This is a genomic window from Leptospira ainlahdjerensis (assembly GCF_016919175.1).
Classification (GTDB): Bacteria; Spirochaetota; Leptospiria; order Leptospirales; family Leptospiraceae; genus Leptospira; species Leptospira ainlahdjerensis.
The window spans coordinates 63,938-86,981 of the sequence record NZ_JAFFPU010000056.1; the positions used below are offsets into that span (position 1 = coordinate 63,938).

Genomic DNA, 23,044 nt, shown 5'->3' on the forward strand with positions numbered 1-23,044 from the left:
AAAAAAGAATTCCACTGAGAGGAATATTCTATTTTTCCCGGATTTCCTCTTATCTATTATAATCTCTTAAATCTATGTTTTTGTTCGTTTTTCGCAAGAAATCGCTTTCTGCCATAATATAGTTTCGGAAAGTGGAGATGAATTCTTAAAACAGAGGATAAACTGTCATGGCAACTGCGGTATTTAAGACGAATTTCGGAAATTTTTCGGTCTTCTTAGACGAGGAGCGGGCTCCGATCACTGCGGGGAACTTTATCAAACTCGCGAAGGAAGGATTTTACAACGGTCTTACATTTCACCGGGTTATCAAAAATTTTATGATTCAAGGCGGTTGTCCGACGGGAACCGGAACGGGCGGGCCTGGGTATAAAATTAAGGACGAGTTTCACAAAGATTTAAAGAATGAAAAATACACTCTTTCTATGGCGAACGCCGGTCCGAACACCGGAGGCTCTCAATTTTTTATCAACGTCCGAGACAATTTCTATTTGGACAACCGGCATGCGGTTTTTGGAAAAGTCACGGAAGGAACCGAGATCGTAGAATCGATTTCGGAGACGGAAACCGGTTTTCAAGACAAACCAAGCAAGAACGTAGTGATTGAATCCATTACCTTTGCCGAATAGATCTTCTGGAGAAGGGTGTTTTTGCGAACACCCGTTTTCCTTTTTCTAAACTCGTTTTCAGAGTCTTTCTAAAAAAAAACAGACAACGTTTCAGGATATTGTTGGAGCTACGACTTTCCTTTTGGGAAAGTAGCGCCCAACTTCAGACTTTGGAAAAACCGTTCCCTGAAATCGAAAAAAAAAGCTTGGGAACCAAGAAGGGACTCAAGCACAATTTTTGTAAGAGTTCCAACATGGGGATTTTTACTTTCAAAAAGTGGAATCTTATGATAAAGGAAAGTCTGTCCGGATTTTTTCCACCACCCACCCCTCCACCCGAAAATCGGGCGGGGCGCGCCGCTTTCTCAGAAGAATCGTCGTAATTCCGACAGGATTTATCCCTATCACAATAAGAGGAACTTCAAATAGAATCGTCTTACAAGAGAAGGTTTTGTAAGAGTTCCTACATGAGGATTTTTACTTGCAAAAAGTGGCATCTTATGATAGAGGAAAGTCTGCCCGGATTTTTTCCGCCACCCACCCCTCCACCCGAAAATCGGGCGGGGCCCGCCGCTTTCACGGAAGAATCGTCGTAATTCCGACAGGATTTATCAGAAGATCCAGACAATTCTGGATAAGGATCTGTAAAAACCAGTCTTGAGCTCTCATTTCGCGGGGTGTTGTTGTTCGTTATACCAAATCTTTTATAAACCGTTTGTATTAATTCCGACGCTTTAGAGGTTCCTAATTTCGAAAAAAAGAATATTCTTACATTTGGAAAAAAGAAAAAAATCAAAAACCCGGATTGACAATTTAATTTGATTCGTCCACTTTTTGAGACAAAGATTTGATATTTCAAGGGATTCTATGGAATTTCTTAGAAGTCTTTGAATCCGAGTTAGGGGCGAACAGATGAATCGTGAATACAAACATTCTGACCGATGGAATGGAATTTTTGATTGAGGCCTCCTTTCCGCTTTTGTCCTATATCCGAACCCCCATCGGAATTTTGGACAATGATTTGCAAGTTATAGCTTGCAATTCTTCTTTTGACTTCCTCTGCGGGGAACAGGAGGGGGAAACCTGCGTTGGGAAGTCTCTCGATCGAATTTTACGAATCCAAAAGGATTCCTTATTTGAAGAATTCAGGAAATGTAAATTAGAAAAACCGATTGTGTTTCAAGAACGGATCGATACCTCTTTCGGAAAAGAATCCGAATGTAAGGGGGTTCTTACCCGGATTTATGAATCAACCTCCGAATATTTGTTTCTGGAAATATTAGAAGTTTCTCAAGAAGAAACCTTTCGAAAAAAAGAAAAGGAGGTGAGCGCGGTCGTATCCAGAATGTATCACGATTTGCAGGAACCCATTCGAAATCTGACTTCTTTTTTAAAACTCTTGGAAAAACAATCCTCGAACGAATTGAGTCCGAAGGCTCAAGAGTTTTTACAGATTTGCCTTGCAGGTGCGAATCGTCTTTGGTCTCGAATTCACGCTCTTATTTCCTTTCTAAGAATCGAAAAGGAACAACGTTTTTTTTCTAAAATTTCCCTGAGAAAAACGATCGAAGCCGCGCTCCAGGATCTAAGCGAAGATTTGGAAACTTACGGTTTTACCGTCGAATGGAAAGGAGATTTTCCGGAGATCGAAGGGAACTCGCCGCTTCTCCAAGAACTCTTTTTCAACCTCTTTCAAAACTCGATTCGTTTTCGAAAACAAAACGAACCGGGACGTATTTCCATATCGTATTGGAATGATTCCGGCGTTCCTAAAATTAGGATCGAAGACAGAGGAATCGGAGTCGATCTTAAGGAAAGTAATTATTTCATAGAATTGTTCCATCGTTATCCGAATGCCGAGGAGATGGAAGGCTCCGGAAGCGGTTTGTTCTTTTGTAAAAAGATAGCGGAGCTTCACGGAGGACATTTAGAAATCGAAACCTCGCATAACGCGGGTTTTTTGGTTACGATTTCGTTTCCCAAAATGTTTTTTTAGTTAGAGTTTTTATAAATAGAATTAGAAGAGAGCCTTTCCAATGTTTAAAGATTCATTTTCCGTTCTTTTGATTGAAGATTCGAACGCCGATTTCCGATTGATTCAGGAATATTTGGGAGAATCGGAAAGTCCGTCCTTCCAAGTCAGTCGAAGCTCTAATTTTTCTTCCGGTCTAGATCTTATTTCGATCGAACGTCCGGATCTCGTGCTTCTCGATCTTTCTCTCCCGGATTGTGCGGGTCTTGAAGCTCTTACGGAAATTAAAAATAAATTTCCGCAAATTCCGGTAATCATCTGTAGCGGAGCCGAAGACAAGGAAATTACCGTTAACGCCCTTCAAATCGGAGCGCAGGATTACGTTTACAAAGGAAAATTCGATTCGTATTCGCTCAGTCGTTCCTTGATCTTTGCTTATGAAAGAAACCGCCTCGCATTGGAACTCGAAAAGAAAAACGTTTTTGAACAAGAGAACGAGGAACGGTATCGGCTTTTTTTTCAATTCAATCCGCATCCGGCCTTTCTTTTTGAAGACGATTCGTTTCGGATCGTAGAAGTAAATCAAGCCGTTCTTGAAAAATACGGTTATAAGGAAACCGAATTGATTGGCAAACAGATCTTCGAGGTATTTAACACCAAGGATTCCGAAAGATTACGAACCGAGATCGGATCCTATCAATTCGGAGTAAATAAGGGAGGTTCCTTTTATCACAAAAAAAAAGACGGGGGCGAAATCATCACCGAATCGACGATTTATAAATTCCGCTTTCGGAATCAGATTCTGGACCTTGCGGTGATCACCGACGTAACGGAAATGGTTCGGAACCGAGAATCGATTTTGGCATCCCTCGCCGAAAAAGACACTCTGATTCAGGAGATTCACCACCGTGTGAAGAATAATATGCAGATAATGGTTTCTCTTTTGAATCTTCAAGCGGACAACGCGATGTCGCGTGAACTCACTTCCAAAGAACTTTACGGTTTGCTAAAGGACACTGAAAGTCGGGTTTTTTCCATGTCCTTGGTTCACAACGAACTCTATAAATCCAGGGATCTTTCGCACGTAGATTTCGAAAGTTATCTGAGCATGTTGTTGCAAAATCTCTGGAACCTCTACGGGGTTGGGCCCAGGGTGCGTCACGTGATCGATGCGCAAGGTTTGATTCTAAACATGGACACCGCGATTCCTCTCGGACTCATCGCCTGCGAGCTCGTGACGAACGCCATCAAACACGCGTTTGTGGAAGGTGCGAATGGAGAAGTGAATATCAAAGCCGAAGAAAACGAAGGAAAGGTTACGGTCACGATCTGCGATAATGGAAAAGGAATTCCCGAGGGGATTTCCTTTTTTGATCACGAAACCCTGGGTTTACAACTCGTGAAAATTCTTACGAAACAAATTTCGGGAGAATTAAAGGTGGAAGACGCAAAACCGGGAACCAAATTTCAGATTCAGTTCCCGGCGCAGGATTGAACGATCGATCCCGTCTGAGAGTTAGATTTTTTTCCCACAACCTTTCATGGAAGGGTCGTATGGATTTTGGACCTTGTCTCCGGAAGCGATCCATTTCTTTTTTACCATCGGACAGTAAAAAACATGGACTCCGGAAGATTCATCTTTTTGAATATACTCTTTCAAAGAATCCGCAAGTTCCGAGTAAACGTCCAATCTTTCTTTTTCCGAAGCTGCCTCTTTTAGTTTTTCAGCAGCCTTAAGAGCCGGGGCAAGGCTTTTATCCCGAGAAAATTCCTGTTTGAGGCCAGCGATCAACCGATCCACGGAAACCTCTTTTTGGATCAAAAGGGATTGGTGAATCTGATCAAGTTCGGTTAGAATCATCGGTCGAACGGGAAGGATCGACTTCGCTTCGAGGAAACCGCTCAGAAAAAAGGTCAAAAAGAATAGGCTAAGAATTTTTTTCTTCATATCGATCTTTTCCTCCTTTAAACCGCTTTTTTCAGTTCGACGATACATTCTTTGCAGCTGTCCGCACAATTCTTACAGATCTCATGGTGGGATTCGTGAATTCGACATTCCTTTTCGCAGGCTTCGCATGCTTTGATACAAAGAGCGGCGACCTCTTTCGCATAAATAGAGTTAGACGCTTCTAAACTCACGAAGGCTTTACAAAGAGCTAATGTATCTTTCACCGTTTTTAGACAATCCGCGAGCATCGTATCGCCCGTGGAAAGATTTTCCTCGCAGTGCGCCAGACAAATTTCGGCGTTGAGTATACACTTTGAAGCGGCTTCCAACACTTTCCTGTTTCCTTTTTTTGCGGATTCTTTTTCGGTCTTTTTGGAAGATTCCGGATGTTTGTGACCGCTATGACCGGAAGAATCTTTTGCAAAGAGAGTACCGGCGCCGGCAAACGCGAGTACTGCCGCAGATTGGGTGAGAAGTTCTTTTCTAGTTAACATAAAATATTCCTAAATTGTAAAATTAAAATATAAGAAAGGGATTGATGCAAGTCGTTTGGATCAGGTCAGGATTCGGATCGACGCGATGGAGAGAAGAACGAATTTTTGAGGATTGAAGGATCGAGCTTCCAGAAAAGAAAATTCTAAATTTTTACCCGGTTTCAATTCCTGAAAAAAAACTTCGGAAAAGGCGGAGAGAACGTTTTGCCCATTCGGATGTAAATCCGGCGTTTTCAGCTGAATCGATTCTTGAGAAACTTCAAAATGACAAGAAGAACAATTCGGCAACGTTTCGTCGTCGTGAGTTGATTTTTCCTTCTGGTGACAAGGTGGAAGATCGGAAGAGGCGGTTTTTTCCACGATCGGAAAAGCAGGACAATTTTCACCGGCGAGCATGATGGTAAAACAAAGAAGCGCGGTCGTGAAGCCGAGCATTCCCAAAAAAGCAGTCCATCGTTTTATATTTCTGCTCATTTATGAATTAGACTTTGCCGATCCGTGGAATGGAGCAAGAAGTTTTTAAAAAATTCGTTTGATTTCATTCGTGTTTGATGGGAGCTTTGTATCCTTCCAGTGCCGTTTTTTGAATAATCCCGGGAGCTACTTGTTAGATGCATTCGATTCTCATATTAGATGATGCTCAGGAAAATTGTATGCTTATGCAGGGAATTCTGAGAAAATCGGGTTACAAGAATACGCTTACAAGTCAGTCTCCGGACGAGGTTCTCGATTGGTTGAGTCTCAAATCGGAAGAACCTCCGAAAAAAGTTTTTTCCCTCATTCTTTTGGACATCCTGCTTCCCGGTATCACTGGAATCGAAATTCTAAGAATGATCCGTGAAAAGCCGGAACTCAAAGACATCCCCGTAATTATGATCACTGCACTTAAGGAACCTAGCGTTCTTTTGGAAGCGTTTGATACTGGTGCGATCGACTACGTGGTCAAACCCTTTGATTCGATCGAACTATTGGCGCGAGTAAGATCGGCGCTTCGACTTTTCGAAGAGATGACTCATCGAAAAGAGCGAGAAAAAGAATTGGAAAAACTTACCGATCAACTCCAGGAAGTGAACGCCTATCTTCTGGCGATAGCGAGAACCGACGGTCTGACGGGGCTTTTCAATCGAAGGTATTTTGACGAGGTTTTAGCGACTGAATGGAAACGTTGTTGGAGAACGGGAAATAGCGTAGCTTTGTTGATGCTCGATATCGATCATTTCAAACTCTACAACGATACTTACGGTCATCAAGCAGGGGACCAGTGTCTGAAACAGGTTTCCGGAGCGATTCGAGAATGTGCGAGAAGAGCGGGTGACGTAGCCGCTCGATACGGCGGAGAGGAATTTGCGGTGATTCTTCCGGAAACGAGCGAGTCAAACGCAGTGATCGTCAGTCGAAATATATTAGAAAAAATTGAAAAACTACGAGTTCCTCATTCAGCATCGAAAACAAGTTCGATTGTGACGGTCAGCATTGGAATGGCGACGCTAAGTCCAAGTCCCGAAAACTCGATCACCGAGTTGATAGAACGAGCGGACAAAGCGCTTTATCTGGCGAAAGAAGAAGGAAGAAACTGTCTTCGTTTTTATCCGCAAGGCGATTGATTTCAACTTCTCTTTATTCTTTCCCTTTCCCTGAAATCCACAAAAATTGAACGTCATTTACGTTGGTTCCGGTGGGTCCCGTTCTCACAAGGGCATCTCCGAATTGTAAGGCTTCGTAAGAACGATGTTCTTTAAGAAGACGGTCTGCGTCGTTTGCCGTTGTTGCCCTGATTTTTTCCCAGGTGTTTCCATCCACGAGCGCGCCCGCGGCGTCGGTCGGCCCGTCCGTTCCGTCGGTTGCCAGAGAAAAAAGAAACGTTCTTGAAAGTCCGGAGATTCTCTTGGCAAAAGAAAGCGCGAGCTCTTGGTTCCTTCCGCCTTTTCCCGATCCGTCGTGTGTGACGGTGGTTTCCCCTCCACAAAGGATCAAAAGCGGATGATTTAGAATTTTAGAATATTCTTTAGCGATTTCCGCCAAAAAGGAACCAGCTTCTTTTGCCTCGCAGGACAAAGAAGACGTTAAGAATAGAATCGGAATTCCTAAATTGTCGCATTCTTTTCGAACGACTTCCAAAGCGAGGGATAGATTTCCGACGCAGAAAATCTTGTGACGGTTCGGGTCGAATTGAAAATTGAATCCGGTATCGCGGATTTTTGTTTTTTCTATCAATACTTTTTCAATCTTAGCGTCGGGAACAAAATCGTATTGTTGGAATATTCTAAAAATAGAATCTTTTGAAACACGGGAAGGGATCGTCGGACCGGAGGCAACTTTGGAAAGATCGTCTCCGATCACGTCTGAAAGGATTAAGGTCACGGACTTTGCGGGAAAAATTCTGGATAAAAGTCCTCCTCCTTTCAGAGAAGAAAGTAGGGTTCTAATTTCGTTTACGTCCTGGATCGGGGCTCCGCTCGACAAAAGTCTTTGGTTCCAGAAAACGAGATCGTCCAAGGTGAGATCGCCCTCGAGAACTTCAGCCAGGGAGGAACCTCCGCCCGATAAAAGAAGAAGAACCGTATCTTCCGGTCCCAGATCCGAACAGAGTTCTAAAATTTTCTCCCCGCCAAGAAGGCTGTTTTTGTCGGGAACCGGATGTCCCGCTTCGATAATCTTCAACGGAGGAATCGGTTTTCCTGAGTGGCCGTATTTGGTGAGAATGAGTCCTTTTTGAATTCTATCCTTGCAGATTTCCACCGCGGCCAATGCCATCGGATAAGCGGCTTTTCCGATCGAAAGTAAAATCACGTTACCCGAAAGAGAAAGGGAACGAAGGGATTTCGAAACCGCTTCCTGCGGAAGAGAGGCTTGGATCGCTTTAGCTCCGAGATGGAGCAGGATGGACTCGGGAGAATCCATCTTCGGATCCGGCGGTTTTAAAAAATCCAAATGGAACATGAGCTTATTTTATTTTGACAATCCGTTCTGTAAACCGAATGTAGGATCTCACACAACGTAAGGCTTTAAAAAACAAAAGCCTATAAAAATTAGGAGCATTCATGTCTGAGATCAAAACCGCGTCCGTAAAAAACGGGGAAAGAGAATACAAATACCTGAGTTTAGGAAACGGAAAAAAATTGATCTTCTTCTTCCACGGATTTCCGGACGACGCCGGCTCCATGAAAGACCTAATGCGAATCTTTGCAGAACGGGGTTTTACGTGTATCGCCCCGTATATGAGAGGTTATTCCTCGGGTTCGAACGTTCCATTTTCCCCGACGGTGACTATCGCCGAACTCGCAGGAGATCTCAAGTTCATCGTAGAATCTCTCAAGACAAAACACAAACCGGAAAACACGATTGTAGTAGGACACGACTGGGGTGCGATCGCGTCTTATGCACTGGCGAATCTATCTCCGGCGTCCTTGGATACGTTAGTCGCTCTTTCTGTTCCCCCGCTTCCAACTTTTTTAAAAAATCTCTGGATCTATCCTTCTCAGATCGTACGAAGCTGGTATATTCTATTTTTCCAACTTCGTGCGGGAATTCCGGAATCCGCCCTTTTGAAAAACGAACTCCTTCGAAGGCTTTGGGAAGACTGGAGTCCGGGTTGGAAAATTCCCGAAGAAAGATTTAGGGAAGTTTCGGAGAATTTAAAAAATCCGGAGAATCTATCGACTGCCCTCGGCTATTACCGGGGTCTATTGACTCCGAGCAACTTTTCCCTTTGGAATTCGAGCAGAGAGATCGTGTTTCAGAAGATCGGGGTTCCGACGCTTGTACTTAGCGGAGAAAACGACGAATGTATTTCACCGAACGTATTTCGCGGATTGGAATCTGAATTTTATTCCCGGGTATTGTTTAAGGTAGTAAATAAAGCAGGGCATTTTCTACCTCTCGAGGCGCCTGAGATCGTGGCCCAAGAAATATTATCTTTTTTGAAATTAGATACAAAATAAAAAGAATGTAAAAAGCCGCGCTCTTAGATTTCGTTCGAGCGCGGAGAAATGTGGTTTCGTAAGTGGAGGGTGATGCGGTTTTTTGCCTAACCTTCGGCCGGGGTTTGCGACCAACGGATCTTTGAATCGGAATCATTATCTCGAGCTGAACGTTTGTCGGCTACGGATTCGAAGTATTCTTCGTAATTGGGAAAGTTGGTTCCCATAATTCTATCCCAGAAGTTAAAGTAGAGACTGTAGTTTCCGTGAAATTTCTGGTGATGGAGATTGTGATGTGTGGATGTATTGATCCATTTTAGAATCGGATGTTTCACCCAACCCTTCGGCAAAAATTCATAACCCAAATGCCACCAGATATTCATCACCATCGCGTAGACTGTATGAAAGAGAAGCACGTGAAAGTGGATCGGAATCACTAAAACGAAGAATACGATATAGATTCCTTCCAAGAAGGCTTCCAGAATGTGAAAGTGATACGCCGCGAGCGGGGAAGGATTTACGGATTGGTGATGAACCGAATGAACGCGGGAATAAACCTTCTTATGATGCATCCATCTATGAGCCCAGTAAAACCAGGTTTCGTGCCAGATCGTAATCAATACGAAGGAAAGAAACATGTAAAGATATCCGCCGTTCGAAGTGTAATCTCCAAAGTAGACGTTATTGGGAATCAATCCCATTCTTGCGCTCACGATGTTCGTGGTCGCGATTATCGTAAAAACAAAAAGGGTCACAGCGGATTGTCTGAATTCGTTTTTGATCTTTTCGATTTTAGGATATACGGCTTGAATTCTAAAACGATGGAAACTGTCCTTTTTCCAGACGTAAAGAATCAAGAAGGCAAGACCCGCGATCGGATAATAACGCAGGATATTCATCGTAAACTGAAAGAGTCCGATTTTTTGGACACAGTCTAGAACTAACTCACACTGGATTGGATTCATGAAAAGAATCTCCTTTTGCTGGAGATAAGTTTACTTTTTTTCCCAATTCAATCGTCCGACTTGGTCGAAACGGTCGAAAAAAAACGACCTGACTTATCAATCAGGCCTTTCGATTCGCCTTTTTTTCTGAACTCAGTGGGACTGAGCCCAACTTCTTTTCGAAACGCGTCGTTAAAGGAAGACTTTGATTGAAATCCAACCTCGTATGCAATTGAAAGAACGGTTTCTTTGGGAGAGTGGAGTAAACGATGTTTTGCTTCCGCGATTCTGCAACCGTTGATCAACTGAAAGAAATTTCTTTTGAGATGCAGATTGAGATACTCCGAAAGTTGGTGTGGAGAAATTCCCAATTCTTCCGCGAGACGGGAAAGACCAAGATTCTCCTCCTTGTAGATTTTTTTTTCTTCTAAAAGGGAATGGAGATTTTTTTCCAAAGAATCCAGATCCACGGAACGAAGCTGAGTGTTTTTGTATTTTTTCTCGTCTTCAACGATTCTTCTGACGGCGCTGAAAATTTCGGGATGGCTCTGGCGAACGATATAGATTCCGCAGAGAAGAATTCCCACGAGAATGGAAGAAATTTCCAATCGAAGAACGCCGTCTTGTCGAATGCTCGTCGTAAGTCCCAAAAAGGAGGAAGCAGTCGCAGTCGAAAGTATAAAAAGAATCAGACGAACCTCCGGTTGAGAATAGATCGTCGTCCAACGGATCCGGTGTAGAAGATTCCAAACTATATTGAAAAGATATGCAAAAAGTGTAATGGACATGGCAGCGATTCCGATCCGTATTTCCCAGGTGATCTTACCTTGTTGAGCCAGCCTAAGACATTGCAATTTTTCCTCGGTTGAAGAAAGATAGAACGGCCCAAGGATTAGAAAAATTCCCAAACAAGGAATCCAGTCCCAAAGTCGAAAGATCGGTGTCGAATTCTCTTCTTCCCAGAGCGCCGAGATGTATGAACGTAACAGCGGACCGAAGAGGGCGGAAATCGGAATGTGAATCGCGTAGAGATGGGGAAAATGGCGGATTGATTCGCTGACAAGAAGATATGCATGGAATTCAAAAATAAAAACCGAAAGGAAAAGGATGAGAAGAATTCGATTTCGATGACCTTTGAATGCGAGAGGGATTTCACCCATCACAAAGAGAAAGGACAAGGCGGAACTAAAACCGATAAATCCAGAAAGGATCGTATGGATATTTAAGTTTCCGGGTAAAGAAGAGAACATGGAAATATATCTGAGAGTAATAGGGTCCAATTGCAAAGGAAAGCAAAAGCGATCTTTTCGCGCTATAAAAAGAAGAAATGGTCCGACCTTTAAAAAGGAGCGATTCTTAATTTCTTGAGGATTTAAGAATCGGATTCTTTCCAATTTATAATCATCTAAATTTAAAAATGACTGAAAAACTGAAAAAACCGATGAATTCAGTTGTTTTTAATAGATACGAAGAACGGGAAAGAAGCGTAACGAGGCAAAAACTTTGTTTTATTGTTGCGCCGCACTACGTCTAATAGGAACATACAAATGGGACAAAATAATGTTCTTTTCTCCTTAGAAGGGAGGCGCGAAATGCTCGAAAAAATGATCGAAGACATCAAAGATTCCGTAAAAGAATCGGTGAAGTCCGTACGCATCCCCTTAGAGGTTCATAGCAAGACCGGAAATTATTCCGCAGAAATCGGCGGCTGGGAAGGCACTTCTATGAGCCTCAATCTGGAACGCTTCAACGGAGACGCGGTAGGGGAGTCAGCAACCTTAGAAATCAGAATTCCTTTTTGGAAGGATCCGATTTTGATTCACGGTACGATCACCGAAAAAAAAATCGTTCGTTCCAAATCTCAGGAAAGAATTACGGATAACGTTCTTCTTTTTGAGTCGGATGCGATCGGGTTGGTCAAAAAATTCTTACCAAAACTTCCCCTGGATTTGAAAGATTGGAAGATTCCTGAATTTCCCAAAAAAGCGAGTTGATAAAGGACGAATCCGGAAAAGGGACGAGAGCCGTCCCTTTTTTGTTTTAGAAACGTCGTTTTTTGAGAACAGAATTTTTCGAAAGAGAAACCTGTTGAAAAAGCGGATCTCATCCGGGTTCTTACTTTTTTTTGCTTCCTCCGGTAATTCCAAGTGACGGAAAGGATCTGTCTACTTTGAGCCTTAAAGAAGGTCCTTGCGTCGATGATAGAAAAAAAATCCCAAAAAAACGAACGAGCCGAAAAGGAAATCACACGCGAGTGTTTGTTTCAAAACATATTCTATCTTTCCCCGGAATGTAAGGCCTGATCTACTGACTAAGAATTTAAGAATTCGTCTCCGATAGAATTCTTAAATTTGAATATTCTAAATTTAGAATGTAATACTCCTGTTGTGGATTGTATAATCCTTACCCACAATTTAAGAGGAGATACAACGAGAATTATTACGAGAAAAGGTTTTTTGTAGGAGTTCCTACATGATATTTTTTTCTTGCGAAAAGTTTGATTTTATGATATAGGAAAGTTTCCGGAATTTTTCCGCCACCCACCCCACCACCCGAAATTTGGGCGGGGCGCGCGAGTTTTACCGAGGACCGTCGTAGTTCCGACAAATTATCTGAAGATCCTGACAACTTGTGGGTAAGGTTATATCAGAGATTGGGAGGGATTTCGTTTTTCGGAAAAAATGTTCTTCGTGAAAGAGAGGAAATCTGTGGGAACTCCCATCGTTTTGGTTACAAGCTTTCTCAGAATAGAAGCAATCTTTTCCGGGTCTTAGGACCTGACTCTAAAAACTTCACTCAAGAAAAAAGAATTTTTGATTCCAACCCTTCGTTTTGGACAAGTTCTCAAACGATTGAATTTTGAATTGCATTTGTCAGGTCGTCTTCAACTTGTTTGGCGACTTCGGCGAGTTTTTTAGAATCAGAAAAAAGTCCTAAAAGAGATGTCGGCTTAATCATTCCAACTTTTGTTTTTCCCTTTTCGGAATACACGGAGATCCTGCAAGGAAGGACAAGATTCATTTCCATGTTTTCGTTTAAGACTTGGCTTGCTTTTTGAGGATTGCAGACTTCAAGGATTTGGCATTCTTCCGAAAAATCGACTCCCTTTTTTTTCATCGTTTCTTTTAGATTGTGGATATGAAGTACCCCGTATTTTTGATTTGCAATTTCGGTTTCTAAATCCTGAACGCACTTCGCAACGCTCTTTTTTGTTTCCAAGATGTATTTCATTTTTTTTCCTTGCTTCGGTATATTCTAATTTTATGATTTAGGAATGTGAATTAACTTTTTGTGCGGAAATTCGAACGACGGAACCGCGTCCGCTGTGTTTTTCTCCTTCGTCTAAATCCCGTTCCACGTGTTCCAATCGAAATATCCTCCATCCGCTTGCGAATTCTTTCTGAAGTTCTTCTAAGGTTACCATAAAATTCGGATCCTCCGGTCCTCCGCTTGGATAATTCCTAACCCTTTGATCCGGGTGAAACCATTCCGCTATAAGAATTCCTTCGGATGAAAGAAACGAGGGCAACATTCGAAACAGTTTTTTTCGTTGGGAGGGGGAAAGGTGTAAGAATGTTATCACTACGGCGTCAAATTTTTGATTCGTTTGGAACGCGAGAACATCGGACTCGATACAAGTCACAGAAAGTCCTTCCAGTCTGCTTTGTTTTTTTAGCTTATCCATACCCACGGCGGATTGATCGACTGCGGTCACCTGAAACCCTTGACGAGCGAGAAAGAGGGAATTTCTTCCTTCTCCGCTCGCTAAATCCAATACGGAGCTTCCCTTTTTGAATCGGGATATCTCCTCGCGAAGAAAGTCGTTTTCTCGAAGTCCGTAAACCCATTCTTCGGACGCGTATCTTTGATTCCAAAATTCCGGATTCATACTTCCCAGTTTATTTCGTTTTATCTTTTGATTCAATCGAGAATTGGACCGTTCCGTTGACATTTATCAATTTCAATTTCGGGATTCGATCAAAATTCTCATTTGACTTTCTTTATTTTTTTGTCCATTCTTAAGATCCGTGTTCTTCTTCATTTTCTCCTCCTCACAAACGGAATTCGTTAATCTTTCCTAAAGATTCGAAAACGTTTTTGGGACGGATTGAAGAGGAGCGCGAGCCTTTGTTCCCGCCGCCTATCGAGAATCTATTAGGAGAATCTTATGAGAAAAATTTTAGTCTTCGGTTTTTTCTTTCTTTCGCTTCTTGGACTTTCCGCGCAAGGAAACGGAGGAGGAAGCCCTTCTTGGAGTCAAAAAGGCAAACCTTGTTATGAAGATCGAGAAAAGTTCTGCAAGGACGTGGATCGTAGAGGAGGAGCCATGAGAGATTGTCTTCGGAAAAACGAAGCTCAACTTTCCCCAGAATGTAAAACCCATTTGGATCAGATGAAAGATCGTCCTCGTCGTCGAAGATGATTTTTGTTTAAACTCGCGAAGCCGGGACGAACCGGCTTTTCGAGATATTCTGCATTTCGAATATTCTTAAATTTAAAAGTATCAGCCTGATATTTCTTTCCTATAAAATCGGAAACTTCTGTAAAACCTCAATCTGTGGGAACTCCCCGTCACATTTGGGTGGGAGTCCGTTCACGGAAACGATGCTTCTCGCGAAGGAGACAAAATCTGTGGGAACTCCCCTCACATTTGCGTGGGGGTCCGTTCACGGAAACGATGCTTCTCGCGAAGGAGACAAAATCTGTGGGAACTCCCCGTCACATTTGCGTGGGGATCCGTTCACGGAAACGATGCTTCTCGCGAAGGAGACAAAATCTGTGGGAACTCCCCGTCACATTTGCGTGGGAGTCCGTTCACGGAAACGATCCATGTTTCCAAGTTTTTTCCGGATCGAATTTTAAGCCTGATTCCAAAGAGTTTTAGCAGGATTTGATTTTGAAAAAGTCATCGCACCGATCGAAAAGGATTCTAAAGTTTTATTTCTAAAACGAGAGGAGCGTGATCGGAAAAGGGTTTCTCTCTGTAGATAGTCTGACTCTTAACGTTCTTTTTCAATTCTTCGGTAACAAAGAAGTAGTCGATTCTCCATCCTTTGTTTTTGGCGCGCGCACCTGCGCGAAAGGTCCACCAGGAATATTCTTGTTTGTCCGGGTACAAGAAGCGGAACGTATCGACCCAACCTTGTTTCAAAAATCCGGTCAGCCATTCTCTTTCTTCCGGTAAAAAGCCGCTGCTCTTTGCATTCCCCTTCGGATCATGAATGTCCTGCGGCGTATGTGCGATGTTTACGTCTCCGCAAATGATGAGATTGGGCTGTTTCCTCTTTCGTTTCGCGGCTTCTTTTTGGAAGAGATCTAAAAATTTCATCTTCGCAGCTTGCCTCACGTCCCCGGTGGTTCCGGATGGAAAGTAAAGATTCCAGAGAGCAAAATCAGGATATTCTAAATAGATACTTCTTCCTTCGGAGTCGAAGAACGGATCGCCGATTCCGATCGTGATCTTTTCTGGAGGTTTTTTGTAAAGAATCGCGACTCCGCTGTAACCTTTTTTTTCCGCGCTGTGGAAAACTGGGGTATAGCCGCCTTCTTCCCAAAGCGAAGTTGGAACCTGATCCTGCATAGCCTTGGTTTCTTGAAAACAGATAAAGTCGGGTTTGGATTCTCGGATATATTCCGAAAGTCCTTTTTCGAGAGAGGAACGGATTCCGTTACAGTTGAGGGAAATGAGTTTCATTGGCAAAAGATAAACTGTACGAATTCTTTCTTCGGGCAATTGTTTTTTTTGAGTAAATTTCAGATGCAGGAAGAGTTCTTTCCGAAATTCTGGTTTTCAGATGGCGATTCCAATTCTTCCAGTCAGTTTGAAAGATCGAGAAATCCTAGATCCGGTTCTCAAACGGGCCCGAGAGGATTTGAGTTCCACCTTGTCCTTGGTTCAACCGATCATCGAAGACGTTCAAAAAAACGGAGACAAGGCTCTGCGAGAATACACTCGTAAGTTTGACGGAATCGTTCCGGATTCTTTTGTTTTGGATCTTTCCAAGTTCCACCCGAAGATCGATCTTGCACTTGAGTCTGCTCTTCAAAAAGCAGCTGAAAATATCAGAGCCTTTCATCGGATTCAAATTCCTGAAGATAAGGAAATTCTTGTAAACGGAAATCGTCTTGGGATTCGCCACACTGCGGTCGAATCCGTTTCCGTGTACGCTCCCGGTGGAAAGGCATTGTATCCTTCCACCATTCTTATGGGAGTGATTCCGGCAAAACTCGCCGGAGTGAAAAATGTTCAAATCGTTACCCCACCACAAGGCGGTCAAATTCCGGACGGTCTCGTCGCCGCGGCAAAGATCGCCGGTGCGGATCGAATCGTTCTCGCAGGAGGCTCGCAAGGAATCGCTGCCGTCTCCTATGGAACCGAAACGATCTCCGCTTCCGAGTTTGTCATCGGACCAGGAAGCAAGTTCGTTACCGCGGCTAAAGTTTATTTGAGTGGACTCGGAGTCATCGGAATTGATAGTCCTGCGGGACCGAGTGAGGTTCTTGTGATCGCGGACGATTCTGCAAATCCTACGTGGGTCGCAGCCGATCTTTTATCCCAAGCGGAACACGGAGAGGATTCGGTCGCGATTCTTTGCACGAATTCGCAAACCTTCGCCGAATTCGTCCAAAAAGAGGTGGAGAAGGCCTTGCGGGAACGTCCGAAACGTGGAGAGATGAAACGAAAGTCCATCGAAGACAACGGAAGAATATTCGTTTTTCCTAATTTAGAAGAATGTTTTGCGTTTTCGGATCTTTTTGCTCCGGAACATCTTGAAATCCAGACGAGAACTTACAAAGAGGATCTCAAAAAAGTAAGACACGCAGGTTCCGTTTTTTTGGGGAATTATTCTCCGGTGGCGATGGGGGATTATATCAGCGGAACGAATCATATCCTCCCGACCGCAGGCGCGGCGAGAATCTATTCCTCCCTCGGAGTTTCCACGTTCTTAAAACGGGTTACGTGGCAGGAAGTTTCCAAAGAATCCCTTGCGGAACTCTATCCTCATGTGAAAGTTCTTTCCGAGTTCGAAGGTTTGGACGAAGAACACGGAACTTCCGTTCAAATTAGGACCTGAGAATATTCAAATTTTATGATTATCTGTAGAACCCCCGAAGAAGTAAGCGTCCAAGTCCGCACCTGGAAAAAAGAAGGTAAAACAGTGGGTTTTGTTCCTACGATGGGTTTTTTGCACGAAGGCCACGCAACCCTTTTTCAAGAATCCGTTTCCCGCTCCGATAAAACCGTGGTTTCCATCTTTGTCAATCCGGCTCAGTTCAACGATCCGGAAGACTATACAAAGTATCCTGTCAATACGGAAGGAGATCTTAAACTCTGCGAATCCAAAAACGTGGATCTTGTTTTTTTACCGGATAAGGAAACGATGTATCCGGGCGGGATTCCCGATGTCGTATTAAAAATTCCACATCTGATGAACAATCTTTGCGCGACTTCACGTCCCGGGCATTTCGAAGGAGTTCTTCTTGTAATCTCGAGGCTCTTTCACTTCGTGGAACCGGATCTCGCGTTCTTCGGGAAAAAGGATTATCAGCAGTATCTTCTCATCCGCGAATTCTGCAAAATGTTGGCGTTTCGGGTAGAAGTCATCGGTTGTGAGACGATCCGTTCGGATAAAGGATTGGCTCTAAGCTCGCGTAACGCGCGTCTCGGTGAAACCGAAAAGGAGGAATCTCTTTTGGTTTCGAGAGCGCTTCGTCTGGGAGAATCTCAGATTCTTTCCGGAGTAAAGGATCCGGTTCTGGTTCGGGAGATCATGAAGGACGTCCTGGATTCTTCCGCAAAAATTAGAATCGATTATCTCGAAGTTTTGAACGCGGATACTCTGGAAAATTTGGAAGATGTGACTGGTAACGTTCTTCTCGCGGTCGCGATATTTATCGGGCCGGTTCGGTTAATCGACAATCTTACGTTGAGCGTCACCGAATGAAGGATCTTCTTGAGGTCGTCGGCGAGGAGCTCTTTTCTTCGTTCGGAGTTCCGCATCCTAAAAAGAAGAATGGTGCGGCAAAATCTCTCTCCTCCGCGAAGGGCGCCTCCGAGGTCCGCGGTAAAGCTTCGGCTTCTTTTGCGACTCGGCAAAACGGATCTGTGGACGAAACCGTAACCGGAAGTATTTATTCTGTCGTAAACGGAAGTCATTCTATATTAGCTTCTTCTTTATTTCATAAATTGAATCGAACGATCGTGGTCGTTTCCGAAAACAATACGGCCGCCGAGTTTTTATTCAGGGAATCCTTGAGTTTTCTTCCGAACAGCGATATAGTCTATTTGCCCGGACAGGAAGTTCTTCCTTACGAATATCTTCGTTATCCCGCTGAGATGAAACGGGAACGCATCAAAGCGATCGCGAGAATTTTGAGCGGAGAACCCGCGCTCATCTTTACTTCCGTTGCTGGATTTTTAAAAACGCTTCCCACTGTGACGACGATGCAAGGTCGCGCGATTACTTTGGAAAAAGGAAAGGAAATCGATCTCGAAATTCTTCTGATCGAATTGATCGATCTCGGTTACAAACGTGCGGACGTCTGTGAAACCTTCGGTGAATTCAGTCTTAAGGGCGGAATCTTAGATATCTATTCTTCTTATTCTTCAGAACCGGTTCGAATCGATCTTTTCGGAGAAGAGATCGAATCCATTCGAACCTTTGATCCCGATACACAAAGATCGGTCGCCGATCTGAAAAAGGCGATTCTTCTTCCCGCGGACGAATACATTCTTTCCGAGGATCAAAAGAAAGAATATCAGAATCTTCTAAAGTCCGCGGATCCTTCCTTGCACATCCCGGAAATCCCGGACGGAAACTACGGAATCTATTATGAGGAACTCGTTCCTCTTGTTCGTGACAATCACGGAATTCTTTCCTACTTTCCGGAACCTCCGATTCTTCTTTTTCCTTCTCCCAATTCCGTTAAGGAAAGAATGCTTCATCTCGAAAGGGAATACGCGTCCCTTTTTGAAAAACGTTCGAAGGAAGTTCTCTGTTCGCCTCCGGAAAAACTGCTATCCTTCGGCGAAGAACACGCGGTTCTTCGCGATCTGATGGGAGTTTCTTTTTACGGTCTTCCTCCTCGAAACGATCAGGATCTGGTTTCTCCTCTTAAGGAAGCCCCGACCTTTCGGGGTAAAATTCGGGAAGTTCGGGAAAAAATCGCCGAACTCCGAAACGATGGAGGATGGAAAATCATTCTTACTTCTTCTTTCGAGGCGCAGACAAAACGTCTTCAGAGTTTGTTTGAAAAAGAAGGGATCGTTTTGTTAAACGAAGAGGCGACGGAGCCGGTTCAGTTCCATCTTGGTAAAACAAAAAAGGACGCGTTTCTTGTTCTTTCCGAGCTCAGAAACGGATTTCTCTACGAAGATCAGAAAATTCTAATCTTATCCGAAAATGATATTTTCGGTCGAGAATACAAACGGAAGACTCGTTTTAAAAAACAAAACAGCAAGGCCCTTCAGAGTTTTATCGATCTCAAAGAAGGCGACTTCGTAGTTCATATTCACCACGGGGTCGGAAAGTTCTTAAAGATAGAAAGAACCAATGCCGGCGGGAAAGAAAGAGACTTTCTAAAACTCGAATACAACGGTGGCGATTCTCTTTTTGTTCCCCTGGATCAGATTTCTCTTGTACAGAGATATATCGGCGGAACCGAATCTCCACGGCTCGATAGCCTTGGTAAAAGCACCTGGAAAAAAACAAAGGAACGGGTCCAGAAAGCGGTCGAAGAACTCGCGGAAGATCTCGTCCTGATGTATTCCAACCGTCTCAAATTGCAAGGTTACGCGTTTCCACCAGACACGGTCTATCAGGAAGAATTCGAGGCCGAGTTCGAATACGAAGAAACCCCCGATCAGATCGACGCGATCGAAGCCGTCAAAAAGGATCTGGAATCTCCCCGTCCGATGGATCGTCTCGTATGCGGAGACGTCGGTTACGGTAAAACCGAGGTAGCGATCCGAGCGGCCTTTAAAGTCGCGATCGCCGGGCGCCAGATCATGATGCTCGCCCCGACAACGATTTTAGCATTACAACATTATAATACATTTAAGAATCGTTTTGAAAACTATCCGGTTCGTGTGGAGCTCGTTTCCCGTTTTAAAAGTCCTTCCGAAGTGCGTGCAATCCTTGAGGATTTTAGCAACGGTAAGGTAGATATGGTCATCGGAACCCACGCGATTCTTTCTCCGAAGTTGAAACCGAAAAATCTGGGTCTTCTCATTATCGACGAAGAACAAAGGTTCGGGGTCAACCACAAGGAAGCGATCAAGAAGTTTAAGAATCTCGTGGACGTTCTGACTCTCACCGCGACGCCGATTCCCCGAACCCTTCACATGGCTCTGACCGGAATCCGCGAACTTTCGATCATTGCGACACCGCCTAAGAATCGTCAGTCGGTCGAAACCTACGTGATCGAAGAGGACGAGGATCTGATCGCGGAAGCGATCCGAAACGAAATCAAACGCGACGGACAGGTTTTTTATCTCTACAACCGAGTGGAAACGATCGAACAAGAAACGAAATATCTCAATGAAATCGTTCCCGAGGTTTCCATCGGAGTATTACACGGACAGATGACCGAGGACGAAATCGAAGAAACACTTCTCGATTTTTACAATCGCAAATATGAAATTTTAGTTACGACCACGATCATAGAATCCGGGATCGATATGCCGAACGTGAACACTTTGTTTGTAAAACGCGCGGATCTTTTCGGTCTTTCCCAGTTGTATCAAATTCGAGGAAGAGTGGGGCGAAGCGATCGCAAAGCATACGCTTACTTGCTCCTTCCCAAGGATCGGGTCGTTTCCGAACTCGCCGAAAAACGCCTCAATACGATCTACGAATATCAGGAACTCGGATCTGGTTTTAAGGTGGCGATGCGGGACTTGGAGATCCGAGGCGCGGGAAATCTTCTCGGCAAAGAACAATCGGGCGACATCATGGAAGTCGGTTTCGATCTCTATGTTCACATGCTCGAAGAAGCGATCGCAAGAATCAAAGGTGAGGAAGTCGCCGTCGAAGTCAGAACTTCCGTAACCCTCAATACGAATTTTTTTATCCCGGAAACTTACATCGCGGACACGCGACAAAAGATCGAATTCTATAAGAAGTTTGAAGGCGCCAGGGATTTAGAAGAGATCGACGAAGTTTATAACGAAATGATGGATCGTTTCGGAGAACCACCGGAGGATGCAAAAACGTTTATCCTTCTGGAAAAAATTCGAACTCTCGCTTCCAATCTAGGATTCGAATCCGTTGCGGAAATGAAAGACGAGATCAAGATGAAGTCGGGTTCTTATTTCCGAGGCGACAATGAAAAGATCATCCATTTGATTTCCGCAAAAACCGGACTCACGATCAACCCGAGAGAACCCAACGTGCTGATTTTTCAGACCGGAAAAAAAACGGAAAAGGAAAAATTGAACTATCTCATCTTTCTTCTTTCGGAAATGCTCCCTTCCAAAAAAGTATAGACGACCAAACCCCGAATCCTATCCTTTGCACAGGAACCCTAAGTCCGATGAAAAAAAACATTATTTTAATTTCTCTAATTCTTTTTCCCGCTTTTTTTGCGGGTTGCGGAGACAACTCCGAAGTGATCGAGACCCTTGACGGTAACAAGATCACTGTCAACAGCTTTGAAGACACATACAATGTCGCCATCGACGCGATGAGTCGGGTTCAAAACATCGAGAAAGAAAATCTTCTCGAATTTATTTCCAAAGACATCGCGGAAGTTCCGGAGCAGATGAGAGCTCTGAACTACCAATTCCAAAAAAAGAATTTTTATGATCAGTATAGAGACATGATGATCACGACCATCGCCGCCGAAAAAGAAGGTTTCACCAAACGCGACGATATCAAAAAGATTTTAAAATTTCAGGAAATGCAGATTGTTTCCCAACTCTACGTTATGCACCTTGTGGAAAGTAAAATCAAAATTTCGGAAGAAGAAGCGATGGAAGAATGTCAGAAACTCCGCGCAAAAGAGCCGCAAGTAAGTTCCCTTCCGATCGATCGTTGTATTCTTTTTGCAAGAGCAAAGCTTAAAAAAGACAAGTCTCAGGAAATTCTTCCGAAGGTTCTGGAAAGAATCAAGGAACAAGTTTCGATCAAACACAACGACAAGTTTGATCTGGAAGCTTTCCTAAAAAGAAAGATCACTCCGACGACCGGGACCGAAAAAAAAGAAGAAACGGCTCCGACCTCGACCGCTCCTAATACGGAAGCTCCTAAAACTTCCGGACAGTAAGCTCCTTTGAACCACTACCTGAACGCCTTTCTGAGAAGTATCATTGAGGCGATCACAGAATTCCTACCGGTGTCCTCGACGGGACACTTGTTTCTATTCAGTTCCTTTTTTCCGTTTTCCGGAGGAAATTTCGGAATCGAGTTCGACGATCTTTTCGATATTTTTATCCAGAGCGGAGCGATTCTTTCGGTCCTCTTTCTCTATCGAGAAAAGTTCAAATCACATCTGTCCTCTTCCTTTTTGTATTTAACAAAGAAGAACCCCGATCCAAAAGGATTTCATTTTGTAATTCAGATCGTGATCGGTGCGCTTCCGATTTTGGCTGCGGGATTTGTAGCAAAGAATTTTTTAGATACGATCAAGGCAAGACCCGACCTCTTAGACATTCTTGCAAGCGCTTGGATTTTTGGGGGAATTCTGATCTTAATCGCCGAATGGTTCTTTCATAAAAAACAAGGGACTCAGGAAAAAAAATCCGTTGAAATGAAGGACGCGATTCTCATCGGGATTTTTCAGTGTGTCGCTTTGATCCCAGGAATTTCCCGTTCTGCGGCGACGATCATTACGGCCCGTTTTTTAGGAAAGGATACAAAAAGCAGCGCGGAGTTTTCCTTCTTTCTTGCGGTCCCGGTTTTGTTGGCGGCCGGAATTTACAAACTCTACAAATACCGTTCTATTTTGAACGGGGATACGATTCCGGTTTTAGCGTTTGGATTTTTGGTTTCCTTTCTTCTTTGCACACTCGTTATACGTTGGTTTTTACGCTATCTTCAAAGGCATTCCTTCTCAGCCTTTGGTGTGTATAGAATTCTCCTGGGGGTTTGCGTTCTCGTTTTCACAAAAATTATTAGATGAAAATCTAATTCCCGAGAATAATCTGACACCGGTACCGGA

The 23,044-nt window shown here is 43.7% G+C and carries 21 protein-coding genes; 12 read left to right on the forward strand and 9 right to left on the reverse strand.

Annotated elements, in window-relative coordinates; translation table 11 throughout:
• The first annotated feature begins 167 nt into the window (after positions 1-167).
• The 3 genes from JWG45_RS14855 (at position 168) to JWG45_RS14865 (ending at position 4,072) form a co-directional block, all read left to right on the forward strand.
• Positions 168-626, forward strand: a complete 459-nt coding sequence (locus JWG45_RS14855) for a peptidylprolyl isomerase (protein WP_205280463.1) — start codon at positions 168-170, stop codon at positions 624-626.
• An 898-nt stretch (positions 627-1,524) separates the two neighbouring features.
• Positions 1,525-2,601 carry a sensor histidine kinase gene (locus JWG45_RS22505; protein ID WP_205280464.1) on the forward strand — a complete coding sequence of 359 codons (1,077 nt, stop codon included), beginning with the start codon at positions 1,525-1,527 and terminating at the stop codon, positions 2,599-2,601.
• A gap of 40 nt (positions 2,602-2,641) precedes the next feature.
• Complete coding sequence (locus JWG45_RS14865; RefSeq protein WP_205280465.1) at positions 2,642-4,072, forward strand: histidine kinase dimerization/phosphoacceptor domain -containing protein; 1,431 nt, start codon at positions 2,642-2,644, stop codon at positions 4,070-4,072.
• A gap of 21 nt (positions 4,073-4,093) precedes the next feature.
• Here JWG45_RS14865 and JWG45_RS14870 read toward each other — a convergent pair whose 3' ends face one another.
• Genes JWG45_RS14870 through JWG45_RS14880 form a run of 3 tightly spaced genes read right to left on the reverse strand, consistent with a single transcriptional unit; the run spans position 4,094 to position 5,493 of the window.
• A complete protein-coding gene (locus JWG45_RS14870; protein ID WP_205280466.1) occupies positions 4,094-4,525 on the reverse strand; it encodes an LIC13259 family plasminogen/vitronectin/complement-binding protein in 432 nt (143 codons plus the stop codon).
• Positions 4,526-4,542: 17 nt separating this feature from the next.
• Positions 4,543-5,019 (reverse strand): four-helix bundle copper-binding protein, encoded by a 477-nt coding sequence (locus JWG45_RS14875; RefSeq protein WP_205280467.1) that lies wholly within the window; start codon positions 5,017-5,019, stop codon positions 4,543-4,545.
• Between the two features lie 60 nt (positions 5,020-5,079).
• Positions 5,080-5,493, reverse strand: coding sequence for a hypothetical protein (locus JWG45_RS14880; protein WP_205280468.1), 414 nt, complete (start codon positions 5,491-5,493; stop codon positions 5,080-5,082).
• Positions 5,494-5,630: 137 nt separating this feature from the next.
• On the opposite strand from JWG45_RS14880, the gene JWG45_RS14885 reads away from it, so the two are divergent.
• Positions 5,631-6,623: a GGDEF domain-containing response regulator gene (locus JWG45_RS14885; RefSeq protein ID WP_205280469.1), complete on the forward strand. Its 993-nt coding sequence runs from the start codon at positions 5,631-5,633 to the stop codon at positions 6,621-6,623.
• A 13-nt stretch (positions 6,624-6,636) separates the two neighbouring features.
• On the opposite strand, the gene JWG45_RS14890 is transcribed toward JWG45_RS14885, so the two are convergent.
• Complete coding sequence (locus JWG45_RS14890; protein WP_205280470.1) at positions 6,637-7,959, reverse strand: glycerate kinase type-2 family protein; 1,323 nt, start codon at positions 7,957-7,959, stop codon at positions 6,637-6,639.
• A gap of 101 nt (positions 7,960-8,060) precedes the next feature.
• On the opposite strand from JWG45_RS14890, the gene JWG45_RS14895 reads away from it, so the two are divergent.
• Positions 8,061-8,960, forward strand: a complete 900-nt coding sequence (locus tag JWG45_RS14895; RefSeq protein ID WP_205280471.1) for an alpha/beta fold hydrolase — start codon at positions 8,061-8,063, stop codon at positions 8,958-8,960.
• A gap of 86 nt (positions 8,961-9,046) precedes the next feature.
• Here the strand turns inward: JWG45_RS14895 and JWG45_RS14900 are convergent, their stop codons facing one another.
• Together JWG45_RS14900 and JWG45_RS14905 are read right to left on the reverse strand one after the other, a co-directional pair.
• On the reverse strand, positions 9,047-9,904 hold the full coding sequence (locus tag JWG45_RS14900; protein ID WP_205280472.1) for a sterol desaturase family protein: 858 nt from the start codon (positions 9,902-9,904) through the stop codon (positions 9,047-9,049).
• A 47-nt stretch (positions 9,905-9,951) separates the two neighbouring features.
• Positions 9,952-11,133, reverse strand: a complete 1,182-nt coding sequence (locus JWG45_RS14905) for an AraC family transcriptional regulator (RefSeq protein WP_205280473.1) — start codon at positions 11,131-11,133, stop codon at positions 9,952-9,954.
• A 342-nt stretch (positions 11,134-11,475) separates the two neighbouring features.
• Here JWG45_RS14905 and JWG45_RS14910 point away from each other — a divergent pair, with 342 nt between their 5' ends.
• A complete protein-coding gene (locus JWG45_RS14910; protein WP_205280474.1) occupies positions 11,476-11,877 on the forward strand; it encodes a hypothetical protein in 402 nt (133 codons plus the stop codon).
• 850 nt (positions 11,878-12,727) lie between these two features.
• On the opposite strand, the gene JWG45_RS14915 is transcribed toward JWG45_RS14910, so the two are convergent.
• On the reverse strand, positions 12,728-13,114 hold the full coding sequence (locus tag JWG45_RS14915; protein ID WP_205280475.1) for a DUF302 domain-containing protein: 387 nt from the start codon (positions 13,112-13,114) through the stop codon (positions 12,728-12,730).
• Positions 13,115-13,151: 37 nt separating this feature from the next.
• A complete protein-coding gene (locus tag JWG45_RS14920; protein ID WP_205280476.1) occupies positions 13,152-13,835 on the reverse strand; it encodes a class I SAM-dependent methyltransferase in 684 nt (227 codons plus the stop codon).
• Positions 13,836-14,051: 216 nt separating this feature from the next.
• Between JWG45_RS14920 and JWG45_RS14925 the strand changes: the two genes are divergently transcribed.
• Positions 14,052-14,306, forward strand: a complete 255-nt coding sequence (locus tag JWG45_RS14925; RefSeq protein WP_205280477.1) for a hypothetical protein — start codon at positions 14,052-14,054, stop codon at positions 14,304-14,306.
• Between the two features lie 507 nt (positions 14,307-14,813).
• Here JWG45_RS14925 and JWG45_RS14930 read toward each other — a convergent pair.
• Positions 14,814-15,578, reverse strand: coding sequence for an exodeoxyribonuclease III (locus tag JWG45_RS14930; protein ID WP_205280478.1), 765 nt, complete (start codon positions 15,576-15,578; stop codon positions 14,814-14,816).
• A 100-nt stretch (positions 15,579-15,678) separates the two neighbouring features.
• On the opposite strand from JWG45_RS14930, the gene hisD reads away from it, so the two are divergent.
• The 5 genes from hisD to JWG45_RS14955 are packed head-to-tail and all read left to right on the forward strand — an operon-like array spanning position 15,679 to position 23,005.
• Positions 15,679-16,959, forward strand: a complete 1,281-nt coding sequence (hisD, locus tag JWG45_RS14935; RefSeq protein ID WP_205280479.1) for a histidinol dehydrogenase — start codon at positions 15,679-15,681, stop codon at positions 16,957-16,959.
• A 15-nt stretch (positions 16,960-16,974) separates the two neighbouring features.
• Positions 16,975-17,829: a pantoate--beta-alanine ligase gene (gene panC / locus JWG45_RS14940; RefSeq protein ID WP_205280480.1), complete on the forward strand. Its 855-nt coding sequence runs from the start codon at positions 16,975-16,977 to the stop codon at positions 17,827-17,829.
• Positions 17,826-21,371, forward strand: a complete 3,546-nt coding sequence (gene mfd, locus JWG45_RS14945; RefSeq protein ID WP_205280481.1) for a transcription-repair coupling factor — start codon at positions 17,826-17,828, stop codon at positions 21,369-21,371. Before panC ends, mfd begins: the two co-directional genes overlap by 4 nt.
• A gap of 47 nt (positions 21,372-21,418) precedes the next feature.
• Positions 21,419-22,150 (forward strand): lipoprotein LipL31, encoded by a 732-nt coding sequence (locus JWG45_RS14950; protein ID WP_205280482.1) that lies wholly within the window; start codon positions 21,419-21,421, stop codon positions 22,148-22,150.
• A 6-nt stretch (positions 22,151-22,156) separates the two neighbouring features.
• The gene (locus JWG45_RS14955) at positions 22,157-23,005 is read left to right on the forward strand and encodes an undecaprenyl-diphosphate phosphatase (protein ID WP_205280483.1); all 849 of its coding nucleotides are present in this window, start codon (positions 22,157-22,159) and stop codon (positions 23,003-23,005) included.
• The last annotated feature ends 39 nt before the right edge of the window (positions 23,006-23,044 follow it).

Bases quoted from the DNA above. Each gene is read 5' to 3' on its own strand.
- JWG45_RS14925 (WP_205280477.1), top strand. From the start codon at position 14,052: ATGAGAAAAATTTTAGTCTTCGGTTTTTTCTTTCTTTCGCTTCTTGGA.
- JWG45_RS14890 (WP_205280470.1), bottom strand. From the start codon at position 7,959: ATGTTCCATTTGGATTTTTTAAAACCGCCGGATCCGAAGATGGATTCT.
- JWG45_RS14870 (WP_205280466.1), bottom strand. From the start codon at position 4,525: ATGAAGAAAAAAATTCTTAGCCTATTCTTTTTGACCTTTTTTCTGAGC.
- panC (WP_205280480.1), top strand. From the start codon at position 16,975: ATGATTATCTGTAGAACCCCCGAAGAAGTAAGCGTCCAAGTCCGCACC.
- JWG45_RS14915 (WP_205280475.1), bottom strand. From the start codon at position 13,114: ATGAAATACATCTTGGAAACAAAAAAGAGCGTTGCGAAGTGCGTTCAG.
- JWG45_RS14920 (WP_205280476.1), bottom strand. From the start codon at position 13,835: ATGTCAACGGAACGGTCCAATTCTCGATTGAATCAAAAGATAAAACGA.
- JWG45_RS14950 (WP_205280482.1), top strand. From the start codon at position 21,419: ATGAAAAAAAACATTATTTTAATTTCTCTAATTCTTTTTCCCGCTTTT.
- hisD (WP_205280479.1), top strand. From the start codon at position 15,679: ATGGCGATTCCAATTCTTCCAGTCAGTTTGAAAGATCGAGAAATCCTA.
- JWG45_RS14930 (WP_205280478.1), bottom strand. From the start codon at position 15,578: ATGAAACTCATTTCCCTCAACTGTAACGGAATCCGTTCCTCTCTCGAA.
- JWG45_RS14905 (WP_205280473.1), bottom strand. From the start codon at position 11,133: ATGTTCTCTTCTTTACCCGGAAACTTAAATATCCATACGATCCTTTCT.
- JWG45_RS14900 (WP_205280472.1), bottom strand. From the start codon at position 9,904: ATGAATCCAATCCAGTGTGAGTTAGTTCTAGACTGTGTCCAAAAAATC.
- mfd (WP_205280481.1), top strand. From the start codon at position 17,826: ATGAAGGATCTTCTTGAGGTCGTCGGCGAGGAGCTCTTTTCTTCGTTC.
- JWG45_RS14895 (WP_205280471.1), top strand. From the start codon at position 8,061: ATGTCTGAGATCAAAACCGCGTCCGTAAAAAACGGGGAAAGAGAATAC.
- JWG45_RS14910 (WP_205280474.1), top strand. From the start codon at position 11,476: ATGCTCGAAAAAATGATCGAAGACATCAAAGATTCCGTAAAAGAATCG.
- JWG45_RS14865 (WP_205280465.1), top strand. From the start codon at position 2,642: ATGTTTAAAGATTCATTTTCCGTTCTTTTGATTGAAGATTCGAACGCC.
- JWG45_RS14880 (WP_205280468.1), bottom strand. From the start codon at position 5,493: ATGAGCAGAAATATAAAACGATGGACTGCTTTTTTGGGAATGCTCGGC.
- JWG45_RS14875 (WP_205280467.1), bottom strand. From the start codon at position 5,019: ATGTTAACTAGAAAAGAACTTCTCACCCAATCTGCGGCAGTACTCGCG.
- JWG45_RS14855 (WP_205280463.1), top strand. From the start codon at position 168: ATGGCAACTGCGGTATTTAAGACGAATTTCGGAAATTTTTCGGTCTTC.
- JWG45_RS14885 (WP_205280469.1), top strand. From the start codon at position 5,631: ATGCATTCGATTCTCATATTAGATGATGCTCAGGAAAATTGTATGCTT.